The sequence below is a fragment of the Eubacterium sp. BIOML-A2 genome, assembly GCF_009680135.1.
Lineage (GTDB): Bacteria > Bacillota > Clostridia > Lachnospirales > Lachnospiraceae > Faecalicatena > Faecalicatena contortus_B.
The window spans coordinates 1-23,708 of record NZ_WKZK01000077.1 but is presented as its reverse complement, the minus strand read 5'-3'; the positions used below and the strand labels follow the sequence as shown (position 1 = coordinate 23,708).

22 protein-coding genes are annotated in these 23,708 nt (G+C 48.3%); 14 read left to right on the top strand and 8 right to left on the bottom strand.

From position 1 onward, the window contains the following. Positions 1-218: 218 nt before the first annotated feature. From GKG43_RS20875 to GKG43_RS20855, 5 genes are all read left to right on the top strand, one after another. Positions 219-686, top strand: coding sequence for a hypothetical protein (locus GKG43_RS20875; RefSeq protein WP_129879810.1), 468 nt, complete (start codon positions 219-221; stop codon positions 684-686). Continuing rightward, a complete protein-coding gene (locus GKG43_RS20870; RefSeq protein ID WP_129879808.1) occupies positions 683-2,023 on the top strand; it encodes a TrkH family potassium uptake protein in 1,341 nt (446 codons plus the stop codon). The genes GKG43_RS20875 and GKG43_RS20870 overlap by 4 nt, the downstream gene beginning before the upstream one ends. Positions 2,024-2,038: 15 nt before the next feature. After that, the gene (locus tag GKG43_RS20865) at positions 2,039-2,692 is read left to right on the top strand and encodes a TrkA family potassium uptake protein (RefSeq protein WP_025657121.1); all 654 of its coding nucleotides are present in this window, start codon (positions 2,039-2,041) and stop codon (positions 2,690-2,692) included. Positions 2,693-2,784: 92 nt separating this feature from the next. Beyond that, positions 2,785-4,221 carry an ATP-binding protein gene (locus GKG43_RS20860; protein ID WP_025657122.1) on the top strand — a complete coding sequence of 479 codons (1,437 nt, stop codon included), beginning with the start codon at positions 2,785-2,787 and terminating at the stop codon, positions 4,219-4,221. A 57-nt stretch (positions 4,222-4,278) separates the two neighbouring features. Continuing rightward, the gene (locus GKG43_RS20855; RefSeq protein ID WP_129879806.1) at positions 4,279-4,971 is read left to right on the top strand and encodes a response regulator transcription factor; all 693 of its coding nucleotides are present in this window, start codon (positions 4,279-4,281) and stop codon (positions 4,969-4,971) included. A 33-nt stretch (positions 4,972-5,004) separates the two neighbouring features. On the opposite strand, the gene GKG43_RS20850 is transcribed toward GKG43_RS20855, so the two are convergent. From GKG43_RS20850 to GKG43_RS20830, 5 genes are read right to left on the bottom strand one after another with little or no spacing between them, the layout of a single operon-like run. Continuing rightward, on the bottom strand, positions 5,005-5,724 hold the full coding sequence (locus tag GKG43_RS20850; RefSeq protein ID WP_129879804.1) for a PHP domain-containing protein: 720 nt from the start codon (positions 5,722-5,724) through the stop codon (positions 5,005-5,007). Next, complete coding sequence (locus tag GKG43_RS20845) at positions 5,721-6,053, bottom strand: hypothetical protein (protein WP_025657125.1); 333 nt, start codon at positions 6,051-6,053, stop codon at positions 5,721-5,723. Before GKG43_RS20845 ends, GKG43_RS20850 begins: the two co-directional genes overlap by 4 nt. A gap of 3 nt (positions 6,054-6,056) precedes the next feature. Beyond that, positions 6,057-7,463, bottom strand: coding sequence for a [Fe-Fe] hydrogenase large subunit C-terminal domain-containing protein (locus tag GKG43_RS20840; protein ID WP_025657126.1), 1,407 nt, complete (start codon positions 7,461-7,463; stop codon positions 6,057-6,059). Positions 7,464-7,507: 44 nt separating this feature from the next. Further along, complete coding sequence (locus GKG43_RS20835; RefSeq protein ID WP_025657127.1) at positions 7,508-7,930, bottom strand: ATP-binding protein; 423 nt, start codon at positions 7,928-7,930, stop codon at positions 7,508-7,510. After that, a complete protein-coding gene (locus GKG43_RS20830; RefSeq protein ID WP_025657128.1) occupies positions 7,931-8,275 on the bottom strand; it encodes a DRTGG domain-containing protein in 345 nt (114 codons plus the stop codon). A gap of 810 nt (positions 8,276-9,085) precedes the next feature. On the opposite strand from GKG43_RS20830, the gene GKG43_RS20825 reads away from it, so the two are divergent. The 9 genes from GKG43_RS20825 to GKG43_RS20785 all read left to right on the top strand — a co-directional run bounded on the left by GKG43_RS20825 (position 9,086) and on the right by GKG43_RS20785 (position 19,914). Continuing rightward, positions 9,086-9,580: an NAD(P)H-dependent oxidoreductase subunit E gene (locus tag GKG43_RS20825; RefSeq protein WP_025657129.1), complete on the top strand. Its 495-nt coding sequence runs from the start codon at positions 9,086-9,088 to the stop codon at positions 9,578-9,580. Positions 9,581-9,584: 4 nt separating this feature from the next. Continuing rightward, positions 9,585-10,145: an ATP-binding protein gene (locus GKG43_RS20820; RefSeq protein ID WP_025657130.1), complete on the top strand. Its 561-nt coding sequence runs from the start codon at positions 9,585-9,587 to the stop codon at positions 10,143-10,145. A 31-nt stretch (positions 10,146-10,176) separates the two neighbouring features. Continuing rightward, positions 10,177-10,563, top strand: coding sequence for a (2Fe-2S) ferredoxin domain-containing protein (locus tag GKG43_RS20815; protein ID WP_025657131.1), 387 nt, complete (start codon positions 10,177-10,179; stop codon positions 10,561-10,563). Between the two features lie 15 nt (positions 10,564-10,578). Beyond that, a complete protein-coding gene (gene nuoF, locus GKG43_RS20810; RefSeq protein ID WP_129879802.1) occupies positions 10,579-12,366 on the top strand; it encodes an NADH-quinone oxidoreductase subunit NuoF in 1,788 nt (595 codons plus the stop codon). 15 nt (positions 12,367-12,381) lie between these two features. Next, the gene (locus tag GKG43_RS20805; RefSeq protein ID WP_129879800.1) at positions 12,382-14,124 is read left to right on the top strand and encodes an NADH-dependent [FeFe] hydrogenase, group A6; all 1,743 of its coding nucleotides are present in this window, start codon (positions 12,382-12,384) and stop codon (positions 14,122-14,124) included. 948 nt (positions 14,125-15,072) lie between these two features. Then, entirely contained in the window at positions 15,073-16,785 is a 1,713-nt protein-coding gene (locus GKG43_RS20800; protein WP_129879798.1) for a [Fe-Fe] hydrogenase large subunit C-terminal domain-containing protein, read from the top strand. 1 nt (position 16,786) lies between these two features. Beyond that, on the top strand, positions 16,787-17,962 hold the full coding sequence (locus GKG43_RS20795) for a SpoIIE family protein phosphatase (RefSeq protein WP_129879796.1): 1,176 nt from the start codon (positions 16,787-16,789) through the stop codon (positions 17,960-17,962). Between the two features lie 59 nt (positions 17,963-18,021). Beyond that, positions 18,022-19,455 carry a phospholipase D family protein gene (locus GKG43_RS20790; protein ID WP_129879794.1) on the top strand — a complete coding sequence of 478 codons (1,434 nt, stop codon included), beginning with the start codon at positions 18,022-18,024 and terminating at the stop codon, positions 19,453-19,455. 123 nt (positions 19,456-19,578) lie between these two features. Next, positions 19,579-19,914, top strand: coding sequence for a hypothetical protein (locus tag GKG43_RS20785; protein WP_154253331.1), 336 nt, complete (start codon positions 19,579-19,581; stop codon positions 19,912-19,914). Positions 19,915-19,989: 75 nt separating this feature from the next. Here GKG43_RS20785 and GKG43_RS20780 read toward each other — a convergent pair whose 3' ends face one another. From GKG43_RS20780 to GKG43_RS20770, 3 genes are read right to left on the bottom strand one after another with little or no spacing between them, the layout of a single operon-like run. After that, entirely contained in the window at positions 19,990-22,113 is a 2,124-nt protein-coding gene (locus tag GKG43_RS20780; protein WP_129879792.1) for a DUF6449 domain-containing protein, read from the bottom strand. After that, positions 22,088-22,990: an ATP-binding cassette domain-containing protein gene (locus tag GKG43_RS20775; RefSeq protein WP_129879790.1), complete on the bottom strand. Its 903-nt coding sequence runs from the start codon at positions 22,988-22,990 to the stop codon at positions 22,088-22,090. Before GKG43_RS20775 ends, GKG43_RS20780 begins: the two co-directional genes overlap by 26 nt. Further along, complete coding sequence (locus GKG43_RS20770) at positions 22,983-23,360, bottom strand: GntR family transcriptional regulator (RefSeq protein ID WP_050639862.1); 378 nt, start codon at positions 23,358-23,360, stop codon at positions 22,983-22,985. Before GKG43_RS20770 ends, GKG43_RS20775 begins: the two co-directional genes overlap by 8 nt. Between the last annotated feature and the right edge of the window lie 348 nt (positions 23,361-23,708).

The window sequence follows — 23,708 nt, the reverse complement described above, 5'->3', positions numbered from 1 at the left end:
GTCTGCTGGTGAAGTGTCAGGACATTTCACCAGCAGACATTGCCCCGCCAGCTCCCGGACTCACCTCGTCATTCGCGTCCTCCATCCATCAACGAGTCTAAAGCTCGTTAACTAACTCCCGATTTCCTAAACACAATCTTAATACAATTCAATTTAATTTTATCACCGCCTAAACGCGCCAAGTATTATGATAGAGATAAGAAAAGAGGGTGATAGTTATGTTGACGAATCTTATTTTAGGAATCATAGTAACAGCGGGAATGCTGTACGGCCTCTACTTGATGAGGGGCATTGATAATTTCATGGATGAGGAAAAGAAACTCCAGAAGAAAAACAGGAAAAAAGAATATGCAGTCATATTCGGTAAGAGCAGCGAGGAGGAAAAAATTGCAGGATGGTTTGAAAAAGCAGGTATCCGTCCGATTTATCTGGAAAGCATTTATATTGACAAGAACTGGAAGAAGGTAAACTATCTGGCCGCAGTCTCAGGATCCGATATTGATAACCTGTCGGTATGCAATCTGTTCCATAAAATGTACCCCGGCGTGCAGATGTTCAGCATATGTAATGAGAAAAGCAACATGAAGCTTTACAGGCAGTCACACATCAATGTATTTACAGAAAAAGAAGAACTGCTGCAGCGGCTGGAGCTGCTGGCCATGGAAAATGAGGTTGGTGCGGCATGAAACTGTTTACAAAACGACTGACCCAGACGCAGATGATTGTCTTGGGGTACTGTATTATCATTTTTCTGGGGGCAGGGCTCCTGATGCTGCCTGTATCAACGAAGGCAGGGGTATACACCCCCTTTACGGATGCGCTGTTTACCTCTACCTCTGCTGCATGCGTGACCGGACTGGTAATCGCGGATACTTTTCAGTACTGGTCCACATTCGGACAGTGTGTTATTCTGTGTATCATACAGATTGGCGGTCTGGGATTTATGACCATCGGCGTATGCTTCGCAATTCTCCTGCGGAGGAAGATTGGCCTCTGGACAAGAGGGACGCTCCAGGAGAGCGTCAATATTATGCAGGTGGGCGGAATTGTACGGCTGGCTAAAAAGATTATTGTCGGAACTGCGATATTTGAAGGAATGGGGGCTCTGATCCTGGCGGTCAGATTCAGCCGGGAGATGAGCCTGGGGAAAGCGGTATACTTTGGAGTCTTTCATTCCATATCCGCTTTCTGTAACGCCGGTTTTGATCTGATGGGGGAGAGCGGGGCATACTCTTCCTTTACTAAATATTATAATGACCCTGTTGTGAATCTGGTGATTATGAGTCTGATTGTCATTGGAGGAATCGGTTTTTTTGTCTGGAATGACATTTCGGTAAATAAGCTGAAGTTCCGTAAATACCGGCTGCACACTAAAATTGTACTGATATCGACAGCAATACTTATTTTTGGAGGAGCGGCGCTGCTCTTTTTCTTTGAAAAAAATAATACCATTGCCGGCATGCCTTTTGGGAATCAGGTGTTATGTTCACTGTTCGGATCAGTGACCGCAAGAACGGCCGGATTCAATACAGTGGATACGGCTGCACTTACCGACAGCAGCAAGCTTCTGACTACGATCCTGATGTTTATAGGAGGGAGTCCGGGGTCAACGGCGGGAGGAGTTAAGACAACCACATTTGTGGTACTCCTAATTTATGTACACGCCAATCTGCGGAAGGAAATGCACTGTAATATCCTGGGAAGACGGCTGGATGAGGATTCCATCAGGAAAGCCAGTGCGGTATTGTGCATTAATTTATTCGCAGTGATCCTGGCGGTTCTGGTTATTGTAACTGTACAGCCAGCGGCAATGACGGATGTTGCATTCGAGGTGGTGTCGGCTATTGGAACAGTGGGAATGTCCACCGGTATTACAAGGGACATGGAGACTGTCTCTAAGCTGGTGTTGATTTTCCTGATGTACTGCGGAAGAATCGGCAGCATGACATTTGCCCTTTCTCTTAGAGGGCACAAAATAGAGGCGCCCGTGAAGGCGCCGGTAGAAAAGATAATGATAGGATAGGCAGAGGTGAATATTATGAAATCAGTATTGATTATTGGACTGGGCAGGCTGGGCCATCATTTGTGTGTTAATATGTCTCAGCTGGGGAATGAAGTGATGATTGTTGACAGGAATGAGGAATGCATGCAGGACCTTCTCCCTTACGCCACGATGGCAAAGGTGGGAGACTGTACAAATGAGGATGTACTGAGGAGCCTTGGCATCGGGAATTTTGATATCTGTTTTGTATGTATTGGCTCTAATTTCCAGAGCAGCCTGGAGATAACCAGCCTGATCAAGGAAATGGGGGCAAAATATGTGGTTAGCAAGGCCAACAGAGATATTCACGCAAAGTTCCTCCTGCGTAACGGAGCGGACGAAGTCATTTACCCGGATCGGGATATTGCAGAACGGCTGGCGGTAAAACACAGCGCCAACCATGTATTTGACTATATCGAACTGACGGAGGGGTATTCCATATTTGAGATTCCACCGGTCGAGGAGTGGGTAGGGAAGAGCATCCGCCAGCTGGCTATACGCTCTAAATACCACGTCAGTATTCTGGGTATCAAGAAGGACGGACATCTGCAGCTGCTTCCTCATGCGGAGCGGATTCTGAAAAGAGAGGATCATCTAATGGTGGTGGGGCTGAAAAAGGACATCGACAGAATCTTGGCAAATATCCGCTAAAGTGTTATGATAGTACGGAATCAGTGAGCCAGTAATCCAGAAGAAGTTATTGCTCACACCCTGCGGTTGGGCACGGGAACAAGGAGGCAGCCATGGACGGAATGGGAAAGGCGATCAGGAATCTTGCAAAAAATATAAAGCTTATTTATGCACTGCGGACAATACTGATCGTATTGTCTGCCAGTCTGGTCTGCCTTTTGCTTAATCAGTTCGGTGTGGAAAAGGAAAACGGGCTGATGGTATTTATGGTGGCTGTGCTTTTGATCAGTGTATTTACAAAAGGGTATGAGTATGGCATCATAGGCGCTATTGTAAGCGTTATGATGTTCAACTATTTTTTTACGATTCCGGTACACACCTTCGCGATTATGAATCCGAATGATGTGGCGCTGATGGGCTTTTTTCTGATTACAGCCTGCATATCCTCCAGCCTGACGGCCCGCTTCCAGAAACAGCTGGTAATTGCCCAGGGCAGTGAGGAGACGGCGCTGAGACTCTATGAGATGTCCGAAAAGTTCATCAATGTAACCGGCAAAGATAATATTATCCAGCTGGGAATCCACTATATTTATGAGCATACGGGATATGAAAGTATTGTAGAGCTGGAAGGGGAGACAATTCCCGCCGGGTCTGGCAATGAGTACACTTCCAAGGACTACCTGATGTTCCCGATCATCGGTATGGCCAGACAGCTGGGGACTTTAAAGGTATTCAACCACAAACAGGGATTGGCGGCGGAAGCGGAGATGCTGGTGAAAACGGCGGCCAACCAGATTGGAATCGCGCTGGACCGCGAACTGATCTATGCGGAACAGGAGCAGACCAAACTGGAGGTGCAGCGGGAACATATGAAGAGCAGTATGCTGCGCAGTATTTCCCATGACTTTCGGACACCCCTGACAGGGATTATGGGTGACTGCAGCCTGATGATCGAGAACCAGACTATGGACAGACAGACACGGGACGAACTTTTGCGGGATGTTATAGAACAATCTATGTGGCTGATGAAGATGATGGAAAATGTACTGAGCATGACCCGGATCGAGAGTGGACAGCAGTTCATCGAAAAACACCAGGAGGTCATCGACGATATTGTCTATGAGGTGCAGAAGCATGTGATCGGCCTGAAAAGCAGAAGGGATTTCAGAGTGTCCCTGCCTGACCGTGTGGTTGTAGCGGATATGGACGGGAAGATGATCATGCAGGTCCTGGTGAATCTTCTGGACAATGCGGTGAAGCATACGCAGGACGGGGGAAGCATTTCCCTGGATGTTTCCTACCGGAAAAACAGGGTTTACTTTGTCGTGAAAGATGATGGCGATGGAATCGCAGAGGAGATGAAGGAAAAGATCTTCGATGAATTCGTATCACTTTCGGATAAAAGCACAGACAGAAAACGAGGAATCGGCCTGGGCCTTGCAATCTGCAAGGAGGTGGTGGAAGCCCACGGCGGCAGGATATGGGCAGAAAACCGCAGAGAGGGCGGCGCCAGATTTACCTTCTGGCTGGAAGCAAGAATTGCAGAATAAGGGAACCTGTTAACAGGCCGCGAGAAAATAGTAACGAATCATGAACGGGTGGTATAGATGAACGAGAAAAAGACAATTTTAATTGTTGAAGATGACAAATATATTGTAAATTTCATGAGTATGACATTAAAAGATGAGGGATACGGCTATTATGTCGCGAAGTCGGTAAAGGAGGCAATCAGCCTTTTCTACGCAAACCAGCCGGATATGATCCTGCTGGATCTGGGGCTTCCGGATGGGGAAGGCCTGGAGGTGGTTAAGCATGTCAGGGAGTTGTCCAACACTCCGATTATTGTCGTATCTGCAAGGCAGGAAGAGCAGGAAAAGATACAGGCACTGGATGCAGGGGCCGATGATTATGTTACGAAACCATTTTATATGGGAGAACTGATGGCGAGAATCAGGGTTGCCATGCGTAAGATGGAGAAGATGGCGCCTGACAGCGCTCAGGAAATGTTTCATCAGGATTATCTGACCGTAGACTATACGAAACGAAGTGTCCAGGTGGACGGAGAGGAGATCCACCTCACTCCTATCGAGTATAAGATCCTGACGCTGCTTATTTCAAACCGCGGAAAAGTACTGACCCACAACTATATATTAAAAAAGATCTGGGGGTATGGTGAAGGCGTCGAGGCCGGTACACTCCGGGTATTCATGGCCACGCTGCGCAGAAAGATTGAGAAGAATCCTGCAGAACCCCGGTTTATAGTGACAGAAGTAGGCGTAGGATACCGGTTCAAGGAATAGAGCCAATCTGCCCGTATTCCTTGCATCCGTTTCCTACGCCTTTGTCTGAAGCGCATTTAGTATGTCAGGAATCTCCTTCGATTCCGAAAAAATCTGATATTCCGGTTCCCGGATATCCCCGAGATAGTGGGCATCTGAACTGCTTACGATATTGCATTGTAAGAAGTACGGATGCTCTTTTTGTATTCTGTGCAGGTTTTTCAGGTCATGGAACTCCGCACAGGTAAAGGTACTGTCTGGCGGGACGAATCCCAGGTTGGAGAGGACACTCGTTGAACTCTTATCCACATGGGCCGGATAGGCGATGCCGCCATAGGACGCAGTCAGGGAAAAAGCATCGTCGAACGTAATGTCCGTGGCATTAATCAGCAGATTCTCCACCGTACCCGTTACTTTGTCCTTCTCGTCCATGATCTGCTGTTTGCCGAATATCGCTTCCCTATTCTTAATGGGAAGCATATGTTCATACACATATCCGTCGAATGCAAGGGCATTCTCCAGTGCGGGAAAGAGGCAGATGACGTGAACTTCCTCAGCTGTGCACAGCTCCATTCCGGGAATGACAATGACACCGTATTCTCTGCCGTGAACCATGGCTGCGGGGCAGTTTTTGCAGCTGTTGTGATCCGTGAGGGCGATAACGTCCAGGCCCTTGATGGAAGCCATACCTGCAATATTGGCAGGAGTCATGTCATCATCTCCACAGGGGGAGAGGCAGGAGTGGAGATGCAGGTCATAATATAACGGAATCATGATAATCCTGCTTCATAAACTTCCAGAGCCATGTCAAAAACCGGAAGTTCCGTGGTCAGGACGGCAATGCCTTCGCTTTCTGCCTGTTTTAGCGTCCCTTCGTCCAGTCCAACACCCTCCGCCAGGATGATGCAGGCGGTCTCCGTCAGAGAGGCAACCGCCAGTGTATTCTTATTCCCCATTACCGTAACCCAGACACCGTCTGCCGGGGCCTTACTCATAGCGATGCTGAGCAGGTCGCAGCAGAATACTTTGGACAGTTCCCGCTTCGGATCCCCTTTTACCAGCACCTTACATCCGGGTATCTCTAATACAGCCTGTAGTTTCATACTTTATTCCTCCCTCTTATTTTTATGCCTCTGCGGAACTCCGAATGCATCCAGTTCTGCCGTGAGCTTATGTATGTACTCATGAAGCAGCTTGGCGTTGTCATCATCAGAGTTACAGGTCAAATTGGATGTTTTGGAAAGAAAATCGATCTCTTTTGAGAGACTGGAAATATGTTCTCTCAGTACGTAGATACAGTCATTGCTGGTTGCAGCTCCTCTTACGATATCTTCTGCCAGAGTCTGGCAGGTGGGCGCCCCGCAGGATCCGCAGTCCAGCCCCGGGAACTTTTTGGTCAGTTCTTCCACCGTGCTCATCATTTCCAGGCTTTCCTTGAAACTGTTGCCAAGACGGAAGACCGGTTCATACTCCACATCATCATCCCAGTGTACGCTTTTCAGCTCAGGATGGCTGGAGAGATGGCTTTTGGAGACGGGCTGATAGCGCAGCAGGCGTTTCGTCTTGGTAGTTGCCACATAAGCGTTTTCCACGGTCAGGGTGCCGCCAACACAACCGCCGTTGCAGGCACTGAGTTCGATAAACTTCAGGCCGTGAATCCTCTCATCCTCAATCTCTTCCAGAACTCGAAGGATATTGACGATACCATCGGCCGCCAGATAGCTGTCGATCAGAAGACCGCCCACTTCGCCGCCGGCATTGCCCCAGCCAAGCCCGATCCTGCCGGAATTGGAGAGCGGCTCCAGCTGTGATTCGTCCCGGCTCATATGCGGGAGCAGCAGCGGATAGACATCCTTGATGGCAACCACTTTATCAATGTTGCTCTTGTCGATTCCCAGAGGCGCTTTAGAATAAGAAACCTTGGAGGGGCACGGGGAGATAAAGATGATCCCGATATCCTCGGAAGGCAGCCCCGTTTTCTCTATGGCGCGCGCCCTGGCTATCTCGGCGGCAACCTCTACTGGCGGTTTGATCGGAAGCAGCTTGGAGAGCAGGGAGGGGAACTTCACCCGGATCAGCCTGACCACGGACGGACAGGCGGAACTGATGAACGGCCCTTCGTCTTCATGTTCCTTCATATACTCCCTGGAAGCTTCGGAGACCAGCTCCGCCGCCGCACTGACCTCGTATACGTCGTCAAACCCCAGTTTAAGCAGGGCGTTCAGTATAATGTCCACATTAGTCAGGTTGTTGAACTGAGAATAGAGTGACGGCGCGGGCAGTGCAACAGTGTATTTGTAATCGTTCAAAACATTTAAGGAATCATATATTGGTATCTTTGCATGGTGCGGGCAGTAACGGATACACCTGCCGCAGTCTATGCAGAACTTATCGATAATATGGGCTTTCCCATTATGTACACGAATTGCCTGGGTCGGGCAATACTTGATACAATTAATACAGCCCTGGCAGAGGTCTTCCTTGAGTCGGACAGACCGCATAAATTTGTCCATGACAGCTCCTTTCGTTACAGTGATTCATAAATCCGGCTGTGCGGTTAGATAAATACCTTCATGGTAACAGTAGTGCCCTTTCCGGGCACAGATTCTATGTGAAAATCATCCGAATATTTCTTCATATTCGGAAGTCCCATGCCGGCACCAAAACCGAGAGAACGCACTTCCTCCGGCGCAGTAGAGTACCCCTCCTGCATTGCCTTGGAGATGTCCTCGATACCAGGCCCCACATCGGCAAGGACCATTGTGATCTCAGTATCCGAGATTGTAACGGTGATTTCTCCGCCATTGGCATGAATCACCATATTGATCTCACCCTCATACATGGCGATGGCGACCTTGCGGATAGCGGAAGCATTCACTCCCAGCATCTTCAGTTTGTTTTTAATGGCGCTGCTGGCCTCCCCGGCACGGGTAAAATCATCCCCGGAGATCGTATAAGTAAATGTCAATAATTCATCCATTCAGGCACCTCCCCGTAGTCCGTGTTCGTACAGGATCCCACATGTTGTAAACATAAAATGCTTGGTGGCCAGAATAGCCATTCCCTTGCCGCGGGCCAGTGCAATGATATTCTCATCCGGCATCTTGCCGCGTACAAATACAATACAGGCAATGTCCAGCATCTCCGCCGTTCTGACCACCTGCGGATTGCACAGTCCGGTAATCAGGACAGAGCACTGATCGGCAAAGGCAAGGACATCGCTCATCATATCAGATGAAAAAACGAATTCTGCATCCAAATCCAATAATTCTTCGCCGAACAGAATGTCGGCATCCAGCAATTTCTTCATTTCCCCTATTGTCATAAGCCCTCCTAAATTCTGAAAATAAAGTATTAACCCAAGAAGATATCAGGTAAAATCATGGGTTTAGTATAGCATTTGTACCTATAAAAAGCAATCGGGAGTTAGTTAACGAGCTTTAGATTCATTGACGGATGGCGGACGCGAATGACAAGGTGAGTCCGGGAGCTGTTGCATCCAAACGGTAGTTAAGAGCTCATTCCCCGGAGGGGCCCTCGTACGGTAGCAACGGATGGAACAGAATTGGTGATTCGTTTATATAGGTGTAAGTGTTAGATCGCCTTGTTACCCGTGAATATACTGGACTACAAAAAAATTGTATGGTTCATTAATAAAATGCATTAATACATAAGAAAAAAACATATGGAGTTACACATGATAATCGTTACTAAATAAATAGTATTTGTCAAAAACAGTCACAAAGCTCCCATACATAAAAGCCTTAAAATCCATTTAATCAAGATGCATGATACGCATAGCCAATTCCATCCGCCTCCCCCGTCTCGGGCTCCACCTTAGGAACGAGTCTTTGCCTACCGGTCGGATGAACCAGCCAAGCGAACTGTAAGCGGCAAGCCCTCCGGCCTGTATGGTCGGTTTAAAATCCTGACCGCTTACAGTTCGCTTGGCGTCCCCCATCCGTGCCGAGACTAAAGCTCGTCACTAAATCCCGATTTCGTGAATATTAGTAATAATGAGAATAATTATCGGCAAATATGAACAAAAAGTAACGTAAATAGTTCTGGAATTTTGTCATATCTCATGGTATTATAATATGGGTATAAACCCAAAGAAAAGAATGGAGGTTAAGCGATGCTCGCGAAGAAACAAACCGTTCCGTTTACAGGAACAAAGGAACAAGAAGAATCTTTATTAAAAGTGATAGCTGAGCTGAAGGATGAAAAAGGCGCCTTGATGCCGATTCTTCAAAAAGCCCAGGATATCTATGGATACCTTCCAATAGAGGTACAGACAATCATTTCTAACGAAACCGGGATCCCTTTGGAAAAGATATACGGAGTTGTTACGTTCTATTCCCAGTTTACATTAAACCCCAAAGGAAAATATCAGATTTCCGTCTGTCTCGGAACTGCCTGTTATGTCAAAGGCTCCGGGGATATTTACAATGCGCTCATGGAAAAACTTGGCATTGTTGGCGGGGAATGTACGCCTGACGGCAAGTTTTCACTGGATGCATGCCGTTGTGTAGGCGCCTGTGGACTGGCTCCGGTTTTGATGGTCAATGACGAAGTATACGGCCGTCTGACGGTGGATGATATTGACGACATTTTAGCAAAATACGAATAAGCCTATGATGCCGGAAATATCTCTGAACATATTGGACGTTGCTGAAAATTCTGTACGTGCAGGAGCATCACTTATTGAAATAGGGGTTTCTGTGCAGACAGAGGAGGACACGCTCACCGTTGTAATCAAGGATGACGGATGCGGTATGTCTGCAGAACAGGTAGAAAAGGTGCAGGACCCATTTTACACGACTAGGACTACGAGAAGAGTAGGTTTGGGAGTGCCTTTTTTCAAACAGGCTGCAGAGAGTACAGGAGGGAGCTTCTCCATTATGTCGGAATTAGGAAAGGGAACAGTGGTAACCGCTGTTTTTGGATTATCACATATAGACAGAATGCCGCTCGGGGATATTAGTTCTACCATACATACACTGGTTGTTTTCAATGAACAGATTCGATTCATCTATACTTACCGGTATAATGACAGTGAGTTTGTTCTGGATACTCGTGAGATCAGAGAGATTCTGGGGGAAGATATTTCTTTCTCAAGTCTGGAGGTTTCCGGATTTATCAAGGAATTTCTCGAGTCAAATAAGGCTGAGGCAGACCAGGGAGCGGATATATAGATGATTTTGAAAATAAGAATGGAGGAAATATATGAAATCTCTCGAAGAATTACGCGCAATTAGAGAAAAAATGCAGGGTAAAGTCGGCGTCCGCGCAGAGAGCGAAGACCAGATCAGAGTGGTGGTCGGCATGGCTACCTGCGGAATCGCAAGCGGCGCAAGACCAGTGCTGACAGCTCTTTCCGATGCTGTTCAGGAGCAGGGCCTTAACAATATTAACGTAACACAGACAGGATGCATTGGACTCTGCCAGTACGAGCCGATCGTAGAGGTCATGGAACCAGGCAAGGAGAAAGTTACATATGTAAAGATGAATCCGGAAAAGGCATTGGAAGTATTAAGAATGCATCTTCTGGACGGCCAGGTCGTAACAAAGTATACATTGGGTGCAGTACAGAAGAGTGTTGAGAAAAAATAAAGGAGGCTGATGATTATGTATCGTTCGCACGTTTTGGTTTGTGGTGGAACAGGTTGTACTTCCTCCGGAAGCCCGAGAATTATAGAAAAACTTGAGAAAGAGATCAAAGCCCAGGGCCTGGCTGATGAAGTCGGTGTTGTAAAAACCGGCTGCTTCGGCCTGTGTGCGCTGGGACCGATCATGATTGTATACCCGGAAGGATCCTTTTATTCCATGGTACAGGAAGACGATATTCCGGAGATTGTATCCGAACATCTGTTAAAGGGAAGGGTAGTTACCCGTCTTCTTTATGATGAGACAACAAAGACAGACAAGATTCTTCCTCTGAATGAGACAAAATTTTACAAGAAACAGAAGAGAGTCGCTTTGAGAAACTGCGGTGTTATTAATCCGGAGGATATCGAAGAATACATAGGTACGGGGGGATATGAGGCCCTGGGTACCGTACTGACGGAAAAGACACCGGAAGATGTCATCCAGATCCTGTTGGACAGCGGCCTTAGAGGACGCGGAGGCGCCGGTTTCCCGACGGGTTTGAAGTGGAAATTTGCGGCGGCAAATGACGCGGATCAGAAGTATGTCTGCTGTAATGCCGACGAGGGAGATCCGGGTGCATTCATGGACCGTTCTGTACTGGAAGGCGACCCACACGTAGTTCTGGAGGCTATGACAATCGCAGGCTATGCGATCGGTGCTTCACAGGGTTACATTTATGTGCGTGCTGAGTACCCAATCGCAGTAAAACGCCTCGAAATCGCGATCGGACAGGCGAGAGAATACGGCCTGCTAGGAAAAAATATTTTCGACAGCGGCTTCGATTTTGATATTGAATTGAGACTTGGCGCAGGCGCCTTTGTCTGCGGTGAGGAAACGGCTCTTATGACTTCTATCGAGGGCAACAGAGGGGAGCCAAGACCTCGTCCGCCATTCCCGGCGCTGAAAGGTTTGTTCGAGAAGCCGACCATATTGAATAATGTTGAGACGTATGCGAACATCCCGCAGATTATCGTGAACGGCCCGGAATGGTTTGCATCCATGGGTACGGAAAAGTCTAAGGGTACAAAAGTATTCGCTCTCGGCGGTAAGATTAACAATACTGGTCTTGTGGAGATTCCAATGGGAACCACGCTCCGTGAGATCGTAGAAGAGATTGGCGGCGGTGTGCCGAACGGCAAGAAGTTCAAAGCAGCCCAGACAGGGGGACCATCCGGCGGCTGTATTCCGGCCGAGCACTTTGATGTGCCGATCGACTATGATAACCTGATCAAGATCGGCTCCATGATGGGATCCGGCGGTCTGATCGTTATGGACGAAGACAACTGTATGGTAGATATCGCGAAGTTCTTCCTGGAATTTACAGTAGACGAATCCTGTGGTAAGTGTACGCCATGCCGTGTCGGCACAAGACGTATGCTGGAGATCCTGGAGAAGATCACGAAGGGCCAGGCTACTATGGAAGATCTGGATAAGCTGGAAGAACTGTGCTACCACCTGAAATCCAATTCCCTGTGCGCATTGGGGCAGACAGCGCCGAACCCGGTACTTTCCACGCTTCATTACTTCAGGGACGAATACATCGCACATATCGTAGACAAAAAATGTCCGGCAGGAGTATGTAAAGACCTGCTCCACTACAAGATTGATGCTGATAAATGTAAAGGGTGTACCTTATGTGCAAGAACCTGTCCGTCTGATGCAATCATTGGCAGCGTAAAAGAACCACATATGATTAACCCTGAAAAATGTGTTAAGTGCGGTGCTTGTATGGAAAAATGCCGTTTCGGTGCGATTTACAAAGAGTAATGGAGGATAGAGACTATGGAAAATGTAAATATTAAAATTAATGGCATAGATGTCTGTGCACCGGCAGGCTCTACGATTCTGGATGCGGCACATATCGCAGGGATCAAGATCCCGACGCTGTGCTTCCTGAAGGAAATCAACGAGATCGGCGCCTGCCGTATGTGCATCGTAGAAGTAAAAGGCGCAAGGAATCTGGTTGCAGCATGTGTACACCCGATCAATGAGGGAATGGAGGTCCTGACCAACACTCCGGAACTGATTGCATCGAGAAAGCGTACGCTGGAACTGATTCTTTCCAATCATGATAAAAAATGTCTGTCCTGCGTCAGAAGCGGAAAGTGCGAGCTTCAGGAGCTCTGTCAGGAACTGGGCGTGGAAGATGAAAATTATTTTGCAGGAGAATCACCGGAGTTTGAGCTGGATGACAGTGCACCTCATATGATCCGTGACAATAACAAGTGTATTCTCTGCAGAAGATGTACAGCTGTCTGTGAAAAAGTACAGTCCGTAGGAGTAATTGGACCAAACAACAGAGGATTCGCATCATTTATCGGCTCACCGTTTGATATGGGCCTGGCGGAAACAAGCTGTGTATCCTGCGGCCAGTGTATCACCGCATGTCCGACTGGTGCTTTATATGAAAAAGACTTTATCGACGACGTGCTCGCTGCAATTGCGGATGAGAGCAAACATGTCATCGTTCAGCCGGCTCCTTCCGTAAGAGCTGCCCTTGGAGAAGAATTCGGATATCCGATGGGAACAGACGTGGAAGGCAAGATGGCGGCGGCACTCAGAAGAATCGGATTCGACGGAGTATTCGATACAGACTTCAGTGCAGACCTTACCATCATGGAAGAGGCACATGAGTTCCTCGATCGTGTACAGAACGGCGGAGTGCTTCCGATGATGACCTCCTGTTCACCGGGATGGATCAAATACTGTGAGCACTACTATCCGGATCAGCTGGAACACCTGTCCAGCTGCAAATCACCACAGCAGATGTTCGGCGCTATCGCAAAGACATATTATGCCGAGAAGATGGGCATAGACCCGAAGAACATCGTATGTGTCAGCGTAATGCCATGTACGGCGAAGAAGTTCGAGATCAACCGTGACGACCAGGATGCAGCAGGAGTACCTGACGTAGACATCTCAATCACCACAAGAGAACTTGCCCGTCTGATCCGCAAAGTCGGAATCAACTTCAGAAGCCTGCCGGACGAAGGATTCGACGATCCGTTAGGAGAGTCCACAGGTGCGGGTGTTATCTTCGGAGCAACCGGAGGCGTTATGGAAGCAGCGCTGCGTACCGCAGTTGAGACCCTGACAGGCGAAGAACTTGCAAGCCTGGATTTCAACGAGGTCCGCGGTACAGAAGGAATCAAAGAGGCTACATACAATGTGGCAGGAATGGATGTCAAAGTAGCAGTAGCATCCGGACTGTCCAACGCAAAGCAGATTATGGATAAAGTACGTGCAGGGGAGGCAGACTATCACTTTATCGAGATCATGTGCTGCCCGGGCGGATGTGTAAACGGAGGCGGACAGCCTCAGGTACATGCAGACGTACGCAACTATGAAGATGTCAGAGCTATCCGTGCAAAGGCACTGTATGATAATGACAAAGCAAAAACTATCAGAAAATCACATGACAACCCGTCCATCAAGAAACTCTATGAGGAGTTCCTTGGAGAACCGGGAAGTGAAAAGGCACATCATATACTGCATACAAGCTATGTAAAGAGAAGTATCAACTAAGGAGCGTTTTAGCGAGTAGACGGGACGCTAAGTAAAAGGTGAGCCGGGTCCCCTTGTGGGGCTGTGCATGCCATTTCTGTATCCTGCCCGCTTGCTAAGAATCCGTAAGAGAAAAAACAGGGAACTTGGAGGGACTTGCCGCATTTGGCCCAAAATCTTGATGATTTTGAGCCGCAGGCGGCAACAGAATTTGTTTTGGTAAAACAAATTCTGCCCTCCAGGTTCCCTGTTTTTTCTCTTACGGATTCTATCGCGCTCTCTAAGGGTACAAAAATAGCATGCACAGCCCCACAGGGGGATCCGGCTCACCTTTCACTTAGCTGGGCGCATCCGGCCGGCAGGAAAGAGCGTTCCCCCTCGGAGGGGAGATTAAGGCGGGAGATGCGGATGGTGCGGGCCTGGGTGGGACGGTATCGTAAGGGGTGCGTTATAATTGACTACAGGAGGGCTTTACGCGTATCCAAAAGGATCCACCGGCCCCGTTAAACTCCCCATGAACAGCATTCAACCGTCTGGATGCACCCAGCCTGTGGAAGGAGGGACTTGTGCCGGGGGGCGGGAAACTTCCTTCCCCCTTTCTGATAGGCATAGAGTGCGCCGTAGTGTCACTTGATAAAAACCGCCGCCAGGGGGGAGGCTAAAAGATGCTCACCAAAGCATCTTTTAAAAAGGCCTGAGCCGCGCAATTCATCAGAATTGCGGGGGGAATGCCTTTGGCGCCTCCCCCCCTGGCGGCGGTTTTTATCTAGTGACACTTGGCAAACGGACCGCCTGCAGAAAGGGGGAAGGAAGTTTCCCGCCCCCCGGCACAAGTCCCTCCTTCCACAGGCGGCCTCCTCCCCCCATCCGTTCATTCCTCCCGTCATTCACTAAAATTTATGGATATTTGGAGGGATCAGTGGTAGAATGGTTTCAGAAATGTTTTGAGACGAGAGGAGCTTAGAAGTCATGAGAGTGATTGATTTTAAGGATGCGAAATGCAGGCACTGTTACAAGTGTGTGCGCTACTGTATGGTGAAGGCGATTTCCGTACGGGATGAGCAGGCGCATATTCTGAAGGACCACTGTATTAACTGCGGCCGGTGTATGGAGATCTGTCCGCAGAATGCAAAGACGTTTGCCAGCGATATGGATCGGGTGAAGGGGTATCTGAGGCAGGGGTTTAAAACAATTATTTCGATTGCTCCGTCTTATATGGGAGTACTGGAATTTCAACGGCCGGGACAGGTTGTGGATGCTCTTTTGAAACTTGGGTTTGCAGAGGTCAGGGAGACGGCTGAAGGGGCAGCCATGGTGACGAATGAGTATAAAAAAATCATTCGGGAAAATAAGATGCCTAATATAATTACAACCTGCTGTCCGAGTGTTAATGATCTGGTAGAAAAGTATTATCCTGACTGCGTGGATCTGCTGGCGCCGGTGGTATCACCTATGGTGGCACACGGACGTTATATAAAAAAGCTGTACGGAGACGATGTGAAAGTGGTATTTTTAGGGCCGTGTATTGCGAAGAAACAGGAGGCAATCGGGGATGAAAGAGTATTTGGAGCGATTGATGCAATTCTTACTTTTGAAGAACTGGCGATCTGGCTGGATGAGGCTGGAATCGACATCTATGCTTGCGAGGATAAGCCCATGGGCAACCCGGATCCAAAGGTTAACCGCATGTATCCAATCAGCGGAGGCGTAATTCAGTCCGTTGTGACCGAGGAGGAGGCCGATACATACCATAAAGTCTATGTGGACGGGCTGGCAAACTGCATGGAGATGCTGGAGTGTCTGCAGCGGGGAGAACTGGAGCACTGCTTTATTGAGGCAAATGTCTGTGAAGGGGGATGCGCGAAGGGCCCGGCATCCGCAAGGTGGAATACGTCTTATGTGAAGGCGAAAGTAAAGATTGAAAATGAGGTATCTTATAAGGCGGCCAGGGACCTGCCAGATATGAGCACGCAGGAACTGGCAAAGGCATTTGAGGACAATCATCTGACGGACCGTATCCCCACGGATGAAGAGATCCGGGATATTCTGAAGTCTACCGGGAAATATTCCGAGGAGGACGAATTGAACTGCGGAGCATGTGGTTATCCTACCTGCAGGGATAAAGCGATCGCCGTTTATCAGAACAAGGCAGAACTGTCCATGTGCATGCCGTATGCGCTGACGCAGGCGGAGTCTATGTCCAATGTGGTGATGGATGTTACGCCGAATATGATTTTTATTATAGACAGCAGTATGAAGATCAGGGAATGTAATAAAAAGGCCCAGGAACTGCTCGGAGTGGGCAGGGATGAGGCCGTTCAGCGTTACATTTTCGAATTCATAGAGGCAGAGGATATTGAGGAGACACTGCGCACCAGGGAGCCCGTGATCCACAAGAAGATCCAGCTGGAACACGGCAGAATGACTGCGGAGGAGACGATCGTTTATATTGAAAACCTGGATTCCGTGCTTGTGACTTTTCAGGATGTAACCAGGGAGGAGAAGATCAAGGAGCAGCATTATTTCCTGAAAGTGGAGACCGTTAAGATGGCGCAGGAGGTCATTGAGAAGCAGATGATGGTTGCCCAGGAGATTGCAGGTCTGCTCGGTGAGACAACAGCAGAGACAAAGGTGACGCTGACAAAACTTCGGGATTCTATCCTCAATGAAGGGGAGGAATGATATGAGCGTAAGTATAGACGTGGCATGGAAGAGCCTGAATAAGCACCACGAAGAACTGTGCGGCGATAAAGTGGAGATCTTAAAGACGGAAGACTCCGACATTGTGATTCTTGCGGACGGAATGGGGAGTGGTGTGAAAGCTAACATTCTCGCAACACTGACATCCAAGATACTCAGGACAATGCTGTTCGAAGGCGCGGCCATAGAATCTTGTGTGGCGACAATCGCCAAAACACTTCCGATCTGCCAGGTGAGGAAGGTAGCATATGCGACTTTCAGTATCCTGCAGATCTTCCGCAATGGAGACGCCTATCTGGTGGAATACGATAATCCGGCCTGTGTATTTATCCGGGACAAGAAAATTGTAAACTATCCCTACGAGGAAAGGGTGATTGAGGGAAAGAAAATCCACGAATACCGTTTTAAGGTTCAGCAGAATGACTGCTTTGTACTGATGAGCGACGGCGTGATCTATGCCGGCGCGGGTGAGATACTGAACCTGCAGGGGTGGACCTGGGAGAGCATGGCGGAGTATACCCTGCAGTGCACGAAAAAAACGATGTCGGCTTCCAGGCTGGCTGCCCTTCTGAGCCAAGCATGCGATGACCTCTATGTCCAGAAACCGGGCGATGACACAACGGTGGCAGTGGCCAGGGTGATCGAGCGGCGAGTGGTGAATATATTTACAGGGCCTCCAAAGAGCAAGGAAGACGATGAAAAACTGATGCATGAATTTATGCATAAAGAAGGCCGGAAAATCGTATGCGGCGGGACAAGCGCCAATATTGCCGCAAGGGTTCTCAGGAAAGATATTATCACCAAAGTGGATTACAATGATCCCAACGTGCCCCCTATGGCAACGATAGAAGGGCTGGATCTGGTGACAGAAGGTGTGCTGACCCTGGGCAAGGCGCTGAAATTGCTGAAACGGTATGTGAAGGATGAATTTGACGTGGAGTTCTTCGATGAACTGGATGCCAATAACGGTGCATCCCGGCTTGCAAAGATCTTGATCGAAGAGTGCACAGAGCTGAATCTCTTCGTGGGGACTGCCGTGAATGAGGCACACCAGAACTCGGAATTGAGTTTTGACCTCAGTGTGCGGATGAATCTGATAGAGCAGCTGGAGTCCGTAGTCAGTAAGATGGGAAAAAAAGTCAAAGTAAATTATTATTAGGAGGGAAGTACTCAGTCTGTGTATGAGGCCATTATGCCGCCGCAGGCTGAAAAACAGCAATGGAAGGCAGAAGAAACAGGAAACATTTTAAAATCAGATACCTTATCATGGGTATTCTGGTATTTGTTCTGTATGTCCTTTTGGGGACAATCATATCTTATATCCGGCAGCCAAAGGTAAGCAGGGAATACAAAAAATCTTTTGATGCGGCGGACTGCTACTCAGATACGGTATGCAGTGACAGGGCATGTATCATAGAGGATAATGTGGACGGACTGGAAGAACGTTTGAAGATGCTGGAACAGGCAGAGAACAGGATTATCCTTTCAACATTTGATTTTCATGCGGATCAGAGCGGTAAAGATGTCATTGCCGCTCTGATCCATGCTGCCAGGCGGGGCGTGGATGTGAAGGTTCTTGTAGACGGGTTTTCCGCATTTCAGCAGATGGATGGAAATGAATATTTTTACGCGCTCTCATCGGAAAAAAATGTAGAGGTCAGGATTTATAACCGGATTAACCTGCTGACGCCATGGAAGAGCATGGGCCGTCTTCATGATAAATATCTGATCGTGGATGATGACCTATATATGCTGGGCGGAAGGAACACCTACGACTATTTCCTGGGGGACAACGGATATAAGAATTACGACAGAGATGTCTTGGTTTACACAGGAAATCCCGATGATGAAAGTTCCATACATCAGCTGGAATCCTATTTTGATTCCGTATGGGATCTGGATGTATGTAAGAAGTTCAGCACCACCTCCTGGAGGGTGCGTGCCAAAGACGTTACCCGTGCCAAAGAAGAGCTGGAAGCCAGATACCAGGAGATCATAAAAAACAATCCGGCATTAAAAGAGAAACCAGATTATCAGTCCATGACTTTTGAGACTGGGAAGATTACCCTTCTGATCAATCCGACCCACGTATACGCCAAAGAGCCAACGCTGTTTTATGCCTTGACCAGCCTGATGAAGGACACCGAGGAAGAAATCGCCATCCACACGCCATACATCATCTGCAATGACTGGATGTATCAGGAGTTTGAATCGGTCTGTGAAGCTAACGAAAATGTCCTTTTAATGACCAACTCCGTAGCCAACAACGGGAACCCGTTCGGCGCCTCGGATTACAGGAAAAATAAAGGAAAACTTTTAGATACCGGACTGGAAATCCATGAATACGAAGGCGGAATTTCCTATCACGGGAAAAGCATCACAATCGGAGACGATCTGGCAATCGTAGGTTCCTTCAACATGGACATGAGAAGTGCCTACCTGGATACAGAGCTGATGCTTGTGATAGACAGCAAAGAGGTAACGAAGCAGCTTAGAGGATACATGAAAAGCTACGAAGACGATTCCGTGCAGGCACTGCCTGACGGGACATACAACATCCCGGATGGAGTCACAAGGCAGAAAATAAGTAAAAGCCGTGAAAACCGCATAAAACTCCTGACCCCCTTCAACTGGATGAGGTTTTTGATGTAATGGGGGAGGGACGCCTGTCTGGGGAGTGGCTTTGGCGGCTGCGGGGGGGGGGAGATGTAGGATACAAATGGGAGGCGTAGATTACGAATGGGTGCTGCAGGCAACTGACGGGAGGCGTGGATTATGGATGTGAGATGTAGGCAACTGATGGGAGATGTGCATTACTACTGGGGAGACTTTGGTATCAACAGTGAAGCACAATTCGCCTCTCCCGTCTGCGTTCCCACCCGGGAAGTGACGGTAACTTCTGACAGGATGCGACCAGCTGTGTGGAAGTGGAGCAGGGCTCTCCTGGATGCGTCTTTTAGGGCATTAGTGCCGCTTTATCAAAATCGGAGCCGGCATGTGAACTTCTTCCAGGCCCACAAGGCCTGGAAGAAAGCAGACCCGCAGCGAGAATTCATCAGAATTCTCGTGAGTGTCTGCGATGTTCAACATGCCGGCTCCGATTTTGATTAGCGGCACTTATGCCCTAATACCGTATCCAGGAGAGCCCTGCTCCACTTCCACGCAGCGGCCCTTTTGCCACCCCCCTCACTCTCCATAAACCGCATAAGTATTGGGATAAGCCTTTCCGTTAAGGGTGATTTCTACGGATCCTGTTGTGGTCTTATAGTTTCCAAGTAGTCCGCTGCATTCGTCATAGCTGATCTGATCCAGAAGTTTCTGGATTTCTTCAGGACTGGTGACGGGGATTCCGTCTCCGAAGGAATAATCATAGGATGATTTTTGCTTTTCTATGGTTGAATAACCAAGGCCAGCATTTTGAGTATATACATCGTCTGTGCCTTCATTCGGATAGTAGGTCATCAGTGCAACGTCATCGGGACTAATTTCGGTTCGGAATTTGTATCCGTGTTCCTCCAGCAGGCGCAGTGTATTTGTATAGGAACGATAGACATAAAACTGGCCTAACTGAATTTTATGCACGCTTTTTCCGGTTACGGGTTCAGCAGCATACTTGTCGGGGAGATCTACGATAAGTTCACCCAATGGGGATTCGTTCTGTAGTTCTGCAATATCTGCGTTCTGGACGTCTTCTTTATAGGCATCGATAAGCTGGTTTTGTTCTTTCCTGCTTAAGGATAGTGAATCGGCCTTGTAATAGATATCCTGCATAGAAATACCCAGGATGTCTTCCGGGTTCAGATGGAAGACAGGGAAGAGCTCTTTTCGGTATGATTCACTCTCACAGGCCTGTTTCATTGCATTCAAAAGCGCTGTTTTGTCTACTGCATACTGCCGGTAAATATTTTTCCCGTTCGTGAGTCCAAAACGCATTGTGACAACGACAGCATCCTGGGAGCTGTCTCCCAGATTAATGAGTTGGGGTGTGATCCCCTGCTTCAGGTTCTCTATGCCTTCTTCTGACAGACGGTACAGTGTCTCGTAATCGGTGATGGCTGCGGCCGGGGCATTCAGATGGTCATAGAGGACTCCTTCATAGTTTTCCGGATAGTCGAAATACCCGGAAAAATTATCAGTGAATACGGACATTTCGGCGAGCTTTTTCTCTTTGGGCAGATAAGTGTCATATCCGAACAGGTCAAACTGCAGGATACACAGAATTACCGCTACGGCACAAAGGGAAAGGGCGGTTGACGCTTTTCCCGCCAGTATCTGCCGGATGTCCTGGTGGTATATGAATTCAATCAGCAGACAGAGCAGAATTACGGTAAGTATACTGAAGAAAATAATCCACCGTGAGCCGCTGCCGGCGCTGAAGGAATCGATAAACAGGCCGATAAATAATGCAGTTGGCACGGCGATCAGGATCTTGATGACAGGGGCTGATTTGGAAAAGGCCAGTGCATTTTCAGCTGCCTCTGCCGGGTAATATTTATAGATCAAAAGAGCAGCTGCGATCAGTATGACCGCGCACAGAACTGCACAGATCAGGACAGCCGGAGACGACGGCCGCAGGGTAGTCGTACGCAATGTCCGAAAATATAGGGTGGCTGGTGTCATATATTCCACGATCTCCTGTAGATTGGCGGGGGAACTGCTGGTCCAGGTATGAAAGAATTTAGAGGCAAGTCCTCCCATAAGGAACATAATAATGTTCCCGTATATAAGCAGGACAAATGAAGCAAGAACTCCTGTAACAACGCGTCCTGTTAGGAACATGGCCAGAATACTGGTGTGATAACAGATCAAAAAGCCTAGGATGCCTCCCATCACAGAGGTAAACGAGGTCAGCAATATGTCCCTGTTCAGTATTCCGTGCGCCTGACCTATCAGCAGTGTGGACAATGCGAAAAGCAGATAGGGTACCAGAAAAATAATCAGGCCGCCCCAGTATGAGACTGCAAACCACTGTACACGCCTGACCGGCATGGAATGATAAAAGTCCTGCTTGTCTCTGGAGTGCAGATAGGAGAATCCGGTTACCGCACAAAGAACAGCCAGGATCACGATCAATACAGCAAAATAGCGGTTAGTGGAACCGTTAAAAAACCCGGGAAATGTTCCTGAAGCCCAACTTTGGAAATCCCCGCTGCCGGCCTTGTACCATGGCTGGTTCTTTATACTGTCGATTGAGAGAAGCGTATAAACCGGAAGGATGAGGAACAGCAGGACCGCACTCAGGGCGGCAAGCCATCCCCGGCGCCTAATGTCGGATTCTATAAATTTAAAGTATGAGATTTTTGATGTCATAGCCGGCTACCTCCGTTTCGCTGATAAAGATTTCTTCTAAAGTTAATGGCAGTATTTCTGCAAATACAGGAGCCTTCGAATTAACACAGTTGAGAAGCGCTTCCTTTGTTCCCCTTGCTGTGATCAGCATCAGAGAACCGGATTTCTCGTACTGCAGGACCGTCAGTTCCTGAAGAAGCTGCTGTTCCCTGGCTTCGTCTGGAAGGACGCACTGGATCTTATGGACATGGTATTTCATCTGATCCAGATCCTGGGTGAGCAGAAGCTTCCCCTTATGCAGCAGCCCGATGCTGTCGCAGATATCCTCCAGTTCCCGGAGATTATGGGAGGCAATGACCGGAGTAAAATCCCGCTGCATCAGCTCTGCGGCAAACAGGCTCTTTACTGCCTGCCTCATGACCGGATCCAGTCCATCGAATGTCTCATCACAGAGCAGGTATTTTGTCCCAGTGCATAGGCCGAGCAGCAGGGATACCTGCTTTTTCATGCCCTTGGAAAATGTATTCAGTTTCCTGGTGAGTGTAATGTCCAGCTTTTCTGAGAGACTGTCAAATGCCTTGCTGTCAAACTGTGGATAGACCATCGCGTAGTAATCCCGCATGACCGCGGGTGTCGCATTGGGAAAAAAATAGGCAGAATCAGAGAGAAAGCAGATATTCTCTTTGGCCTCCCGATTCTCGTAGGCGGGCTGTCCGTCCACAAGAAGAGCCCCGTCATCTGGTTTCAGTATCCCGGATATCAGGCGCAGAAGAGTACTTTTCCCTGCTCCATTGCTGCCCACCAGTCCAAAGATCATCCCCTCGCTGATCGATGCGGTAACATGATCTATTGCATGGATATTCTGAAATGTTTTGTCTATATTTTTTAATTCAATCATGCAGAACCTCCTTTTGATAAAGCTGGTCAATTATTTTACTGCATTCTTCGCGGGTGACTCCCATCTCCCTGCCATAGAAAATCAGTTTTTTTAAGTCCTCAAAAAATGCCAGCTTTTTCTGCTTTGCCAGCTGACCGCTGCCGGAAACAAAATTCCCCCGCCCCTTAACCGGATAAATATAACCCTGCTGTTCCAGCTGGGCAAAGGCCTTCTGGATCGTATTCGGATTAATGGACAGCTGTAATGCAAGGGAGCGAACGGAGGGCATCTGGTCGTCTGGTTTTAATACGCCTTTTAGAATGAGCATCTGGAAACGTTCGACAATCTGCTCATAGATGGGCGTCCTGCTTTGATAATCAATGTTTATCATGCGAACCTCCTGTATGGTTGGTGTGTGAAGTGTACTAATTCAACTAATACACTTAATGTAACATATCAACTCAATAAAGTCAATCGGGATTTAGCAACGGGCTTTAGTCCCGGGGCGGATGGGGGCGCTCCATAAAGGGATAGCCGAAAACCTCCCGGAGAACATCCATGTCCTTTCAAAAACGCGGCCGCGGATCTAAGAAATTCTAGGCGGGAAACAGCCCGGAAAATGGAGCACCACTGACACATCACGAGAAATCCGATGATTTCTAGCGCTGGGTCAGCTGATTTTTGGATTCGGAATCCAAAAATCTCTCCATTTTCCGGGCTGTTTCCCACCAAGAATTTC

Coding starts and splice junctions, on each gene's coding strand:
- GKG43_RS20875 (WP_129879810.1), top strand. CDS start 219: ATGTTGACGAATCTTATTTTAGGAATCATAGTAACAGCGGGAATGCTG.
- GKG43_RS20870 (WP_129879808.1), top strand. CDS start 683: ATGAAACTGTTTACAAAACGACTGACCCAGACGCAGATGATTGTCTTG.
- GKG43_RS20865 (WP_025657121.1), top strand. CDS start 2,039: ATGAAATCAGTATTGATTATTGGACTGGGCAGGCTGGGCCATCATTTG.
- GKG43_RS20860 (WP_025657122.1), top strand. CDS start 2,785: ATGGACGGAATGGGAAAGGCGATCAGGAATCTTGCAAAAAATATAAAG.
- GKG43_RS20855 (WP_129879806.1), top strand. CDS start 4,279: ATGAACGAGAAAAAGACAATTTTAATTGTTGAAGATGACAAATATATT.
- GKG43_RS20850 (WP_129879804.1), bottom strand. CDS start 5,724: ATGATTCCGTTATATTATGACCTGCATCTCCACTCCTGCCTCTCCCCC.
- GKG43_RS20845 (WP_025657125.1), bottom strand. CDS start 6,053: ATGAAACTACAGGCTGTATTAGAGATACCCGGATGTAAGGTGCTGGTA.
- GKG43_RS20840 (WP_025657126.1), bottom strand. CDS start 7,463: ATGGACAAATTTATGCGGTCTGTCCGACTCAAGGAAGACCTCTGCCAG.
- GKG43_RS20835 (WP_025657127.1), bottom strand. CDS start 7,930: ATGGATGAATTATTGACATTTACTTATACGATCTCCGGGGATGATTTT.
- GKG43_RS20830 (WP_025657128.1), bottom strand. CDS start 8,275: ATGACAATAGGGGAAATGAAGAAATTGCTGGATGCCGACATTCTGTTC.
- GKG43_RS20825 (WP_025657129.1), top strand. CDS start 9,086: ATGCTCGCGAAGAAACAAACCGTTCCGTTTACAGGAACAAAGGAACAA.
- GKG43_RS20820 (WP_025657130.1), top strand. CDS start 9,585: ATGATGCCGGAAATATCTCTGAACATATTGGACGTTGCTGAAAATTCT.
- GKG43_RS20815 (WP_025657131.1), top strand. CDS start 10,177: ATGAAATCTCTCGAAGAATTACGCGCAATTAGAGAAAAAATGCAGGGT.
- nuoF (WP_129879802.1), top strand. CDS start 10,579: ATGTATCGTTCGCACGTTTTGGTTTGTGGTGGAACAGGTTGTACTTCC.
- GKG43_RS20805 (WP_129879800.1), top strand. CDS start 12,382: ATGGAAAATGTAAATATTAAAATTAATGGCATAGATGTCTGTGCACCG.
- GKG43_RS20800 (WP_129879798.1), top strand. CDS start 15,073: ATGAGAGTGATTGATTTTAAGGATGCGAAATGCAGGCACTGTTACAAG.
- GKG43_RS20795 (WP_129879796.1), top strand. CDS start 16,787: ATGAGCGTAAGTATAGACGTGGCATGGAAGAGCCTGAATAAGCACCAC.
- GKG43_RS20790 (WP_129879794.1), top strand. CDS start 18,022: ATGGAAGGCAGAAGAAACAGGAAACATTTTAAAATCAGATACCTTATC.
- GKG43_RS20785 (WP_154253331.1), top strand. CDS start 19,579: ATGGATGTGAGATGTAGGCAACTGATGGGAGATGTGCATTACTACTGG.
- GKG43_RS20780 (WP_129879792.1), bottom strand. CDS start 22,113: ATGACATCAAAAATCTCATACTTTAAATTTATAGAATCCGACATTAGG.
- GKG43_RS20775 (WP_129879790.1), bottom strand. CDS start 22,990: ATGATTGAATTAAAAAATATAGACAAAACATTTCAGAATATCCATGCA.
- GKG43_RS20770 (WP_050639862.1), bottom strand. CDS start 23,360: ATGATAAACATTGATTATCAAAGCAGGACGCCCATCTATGAGCAGATT.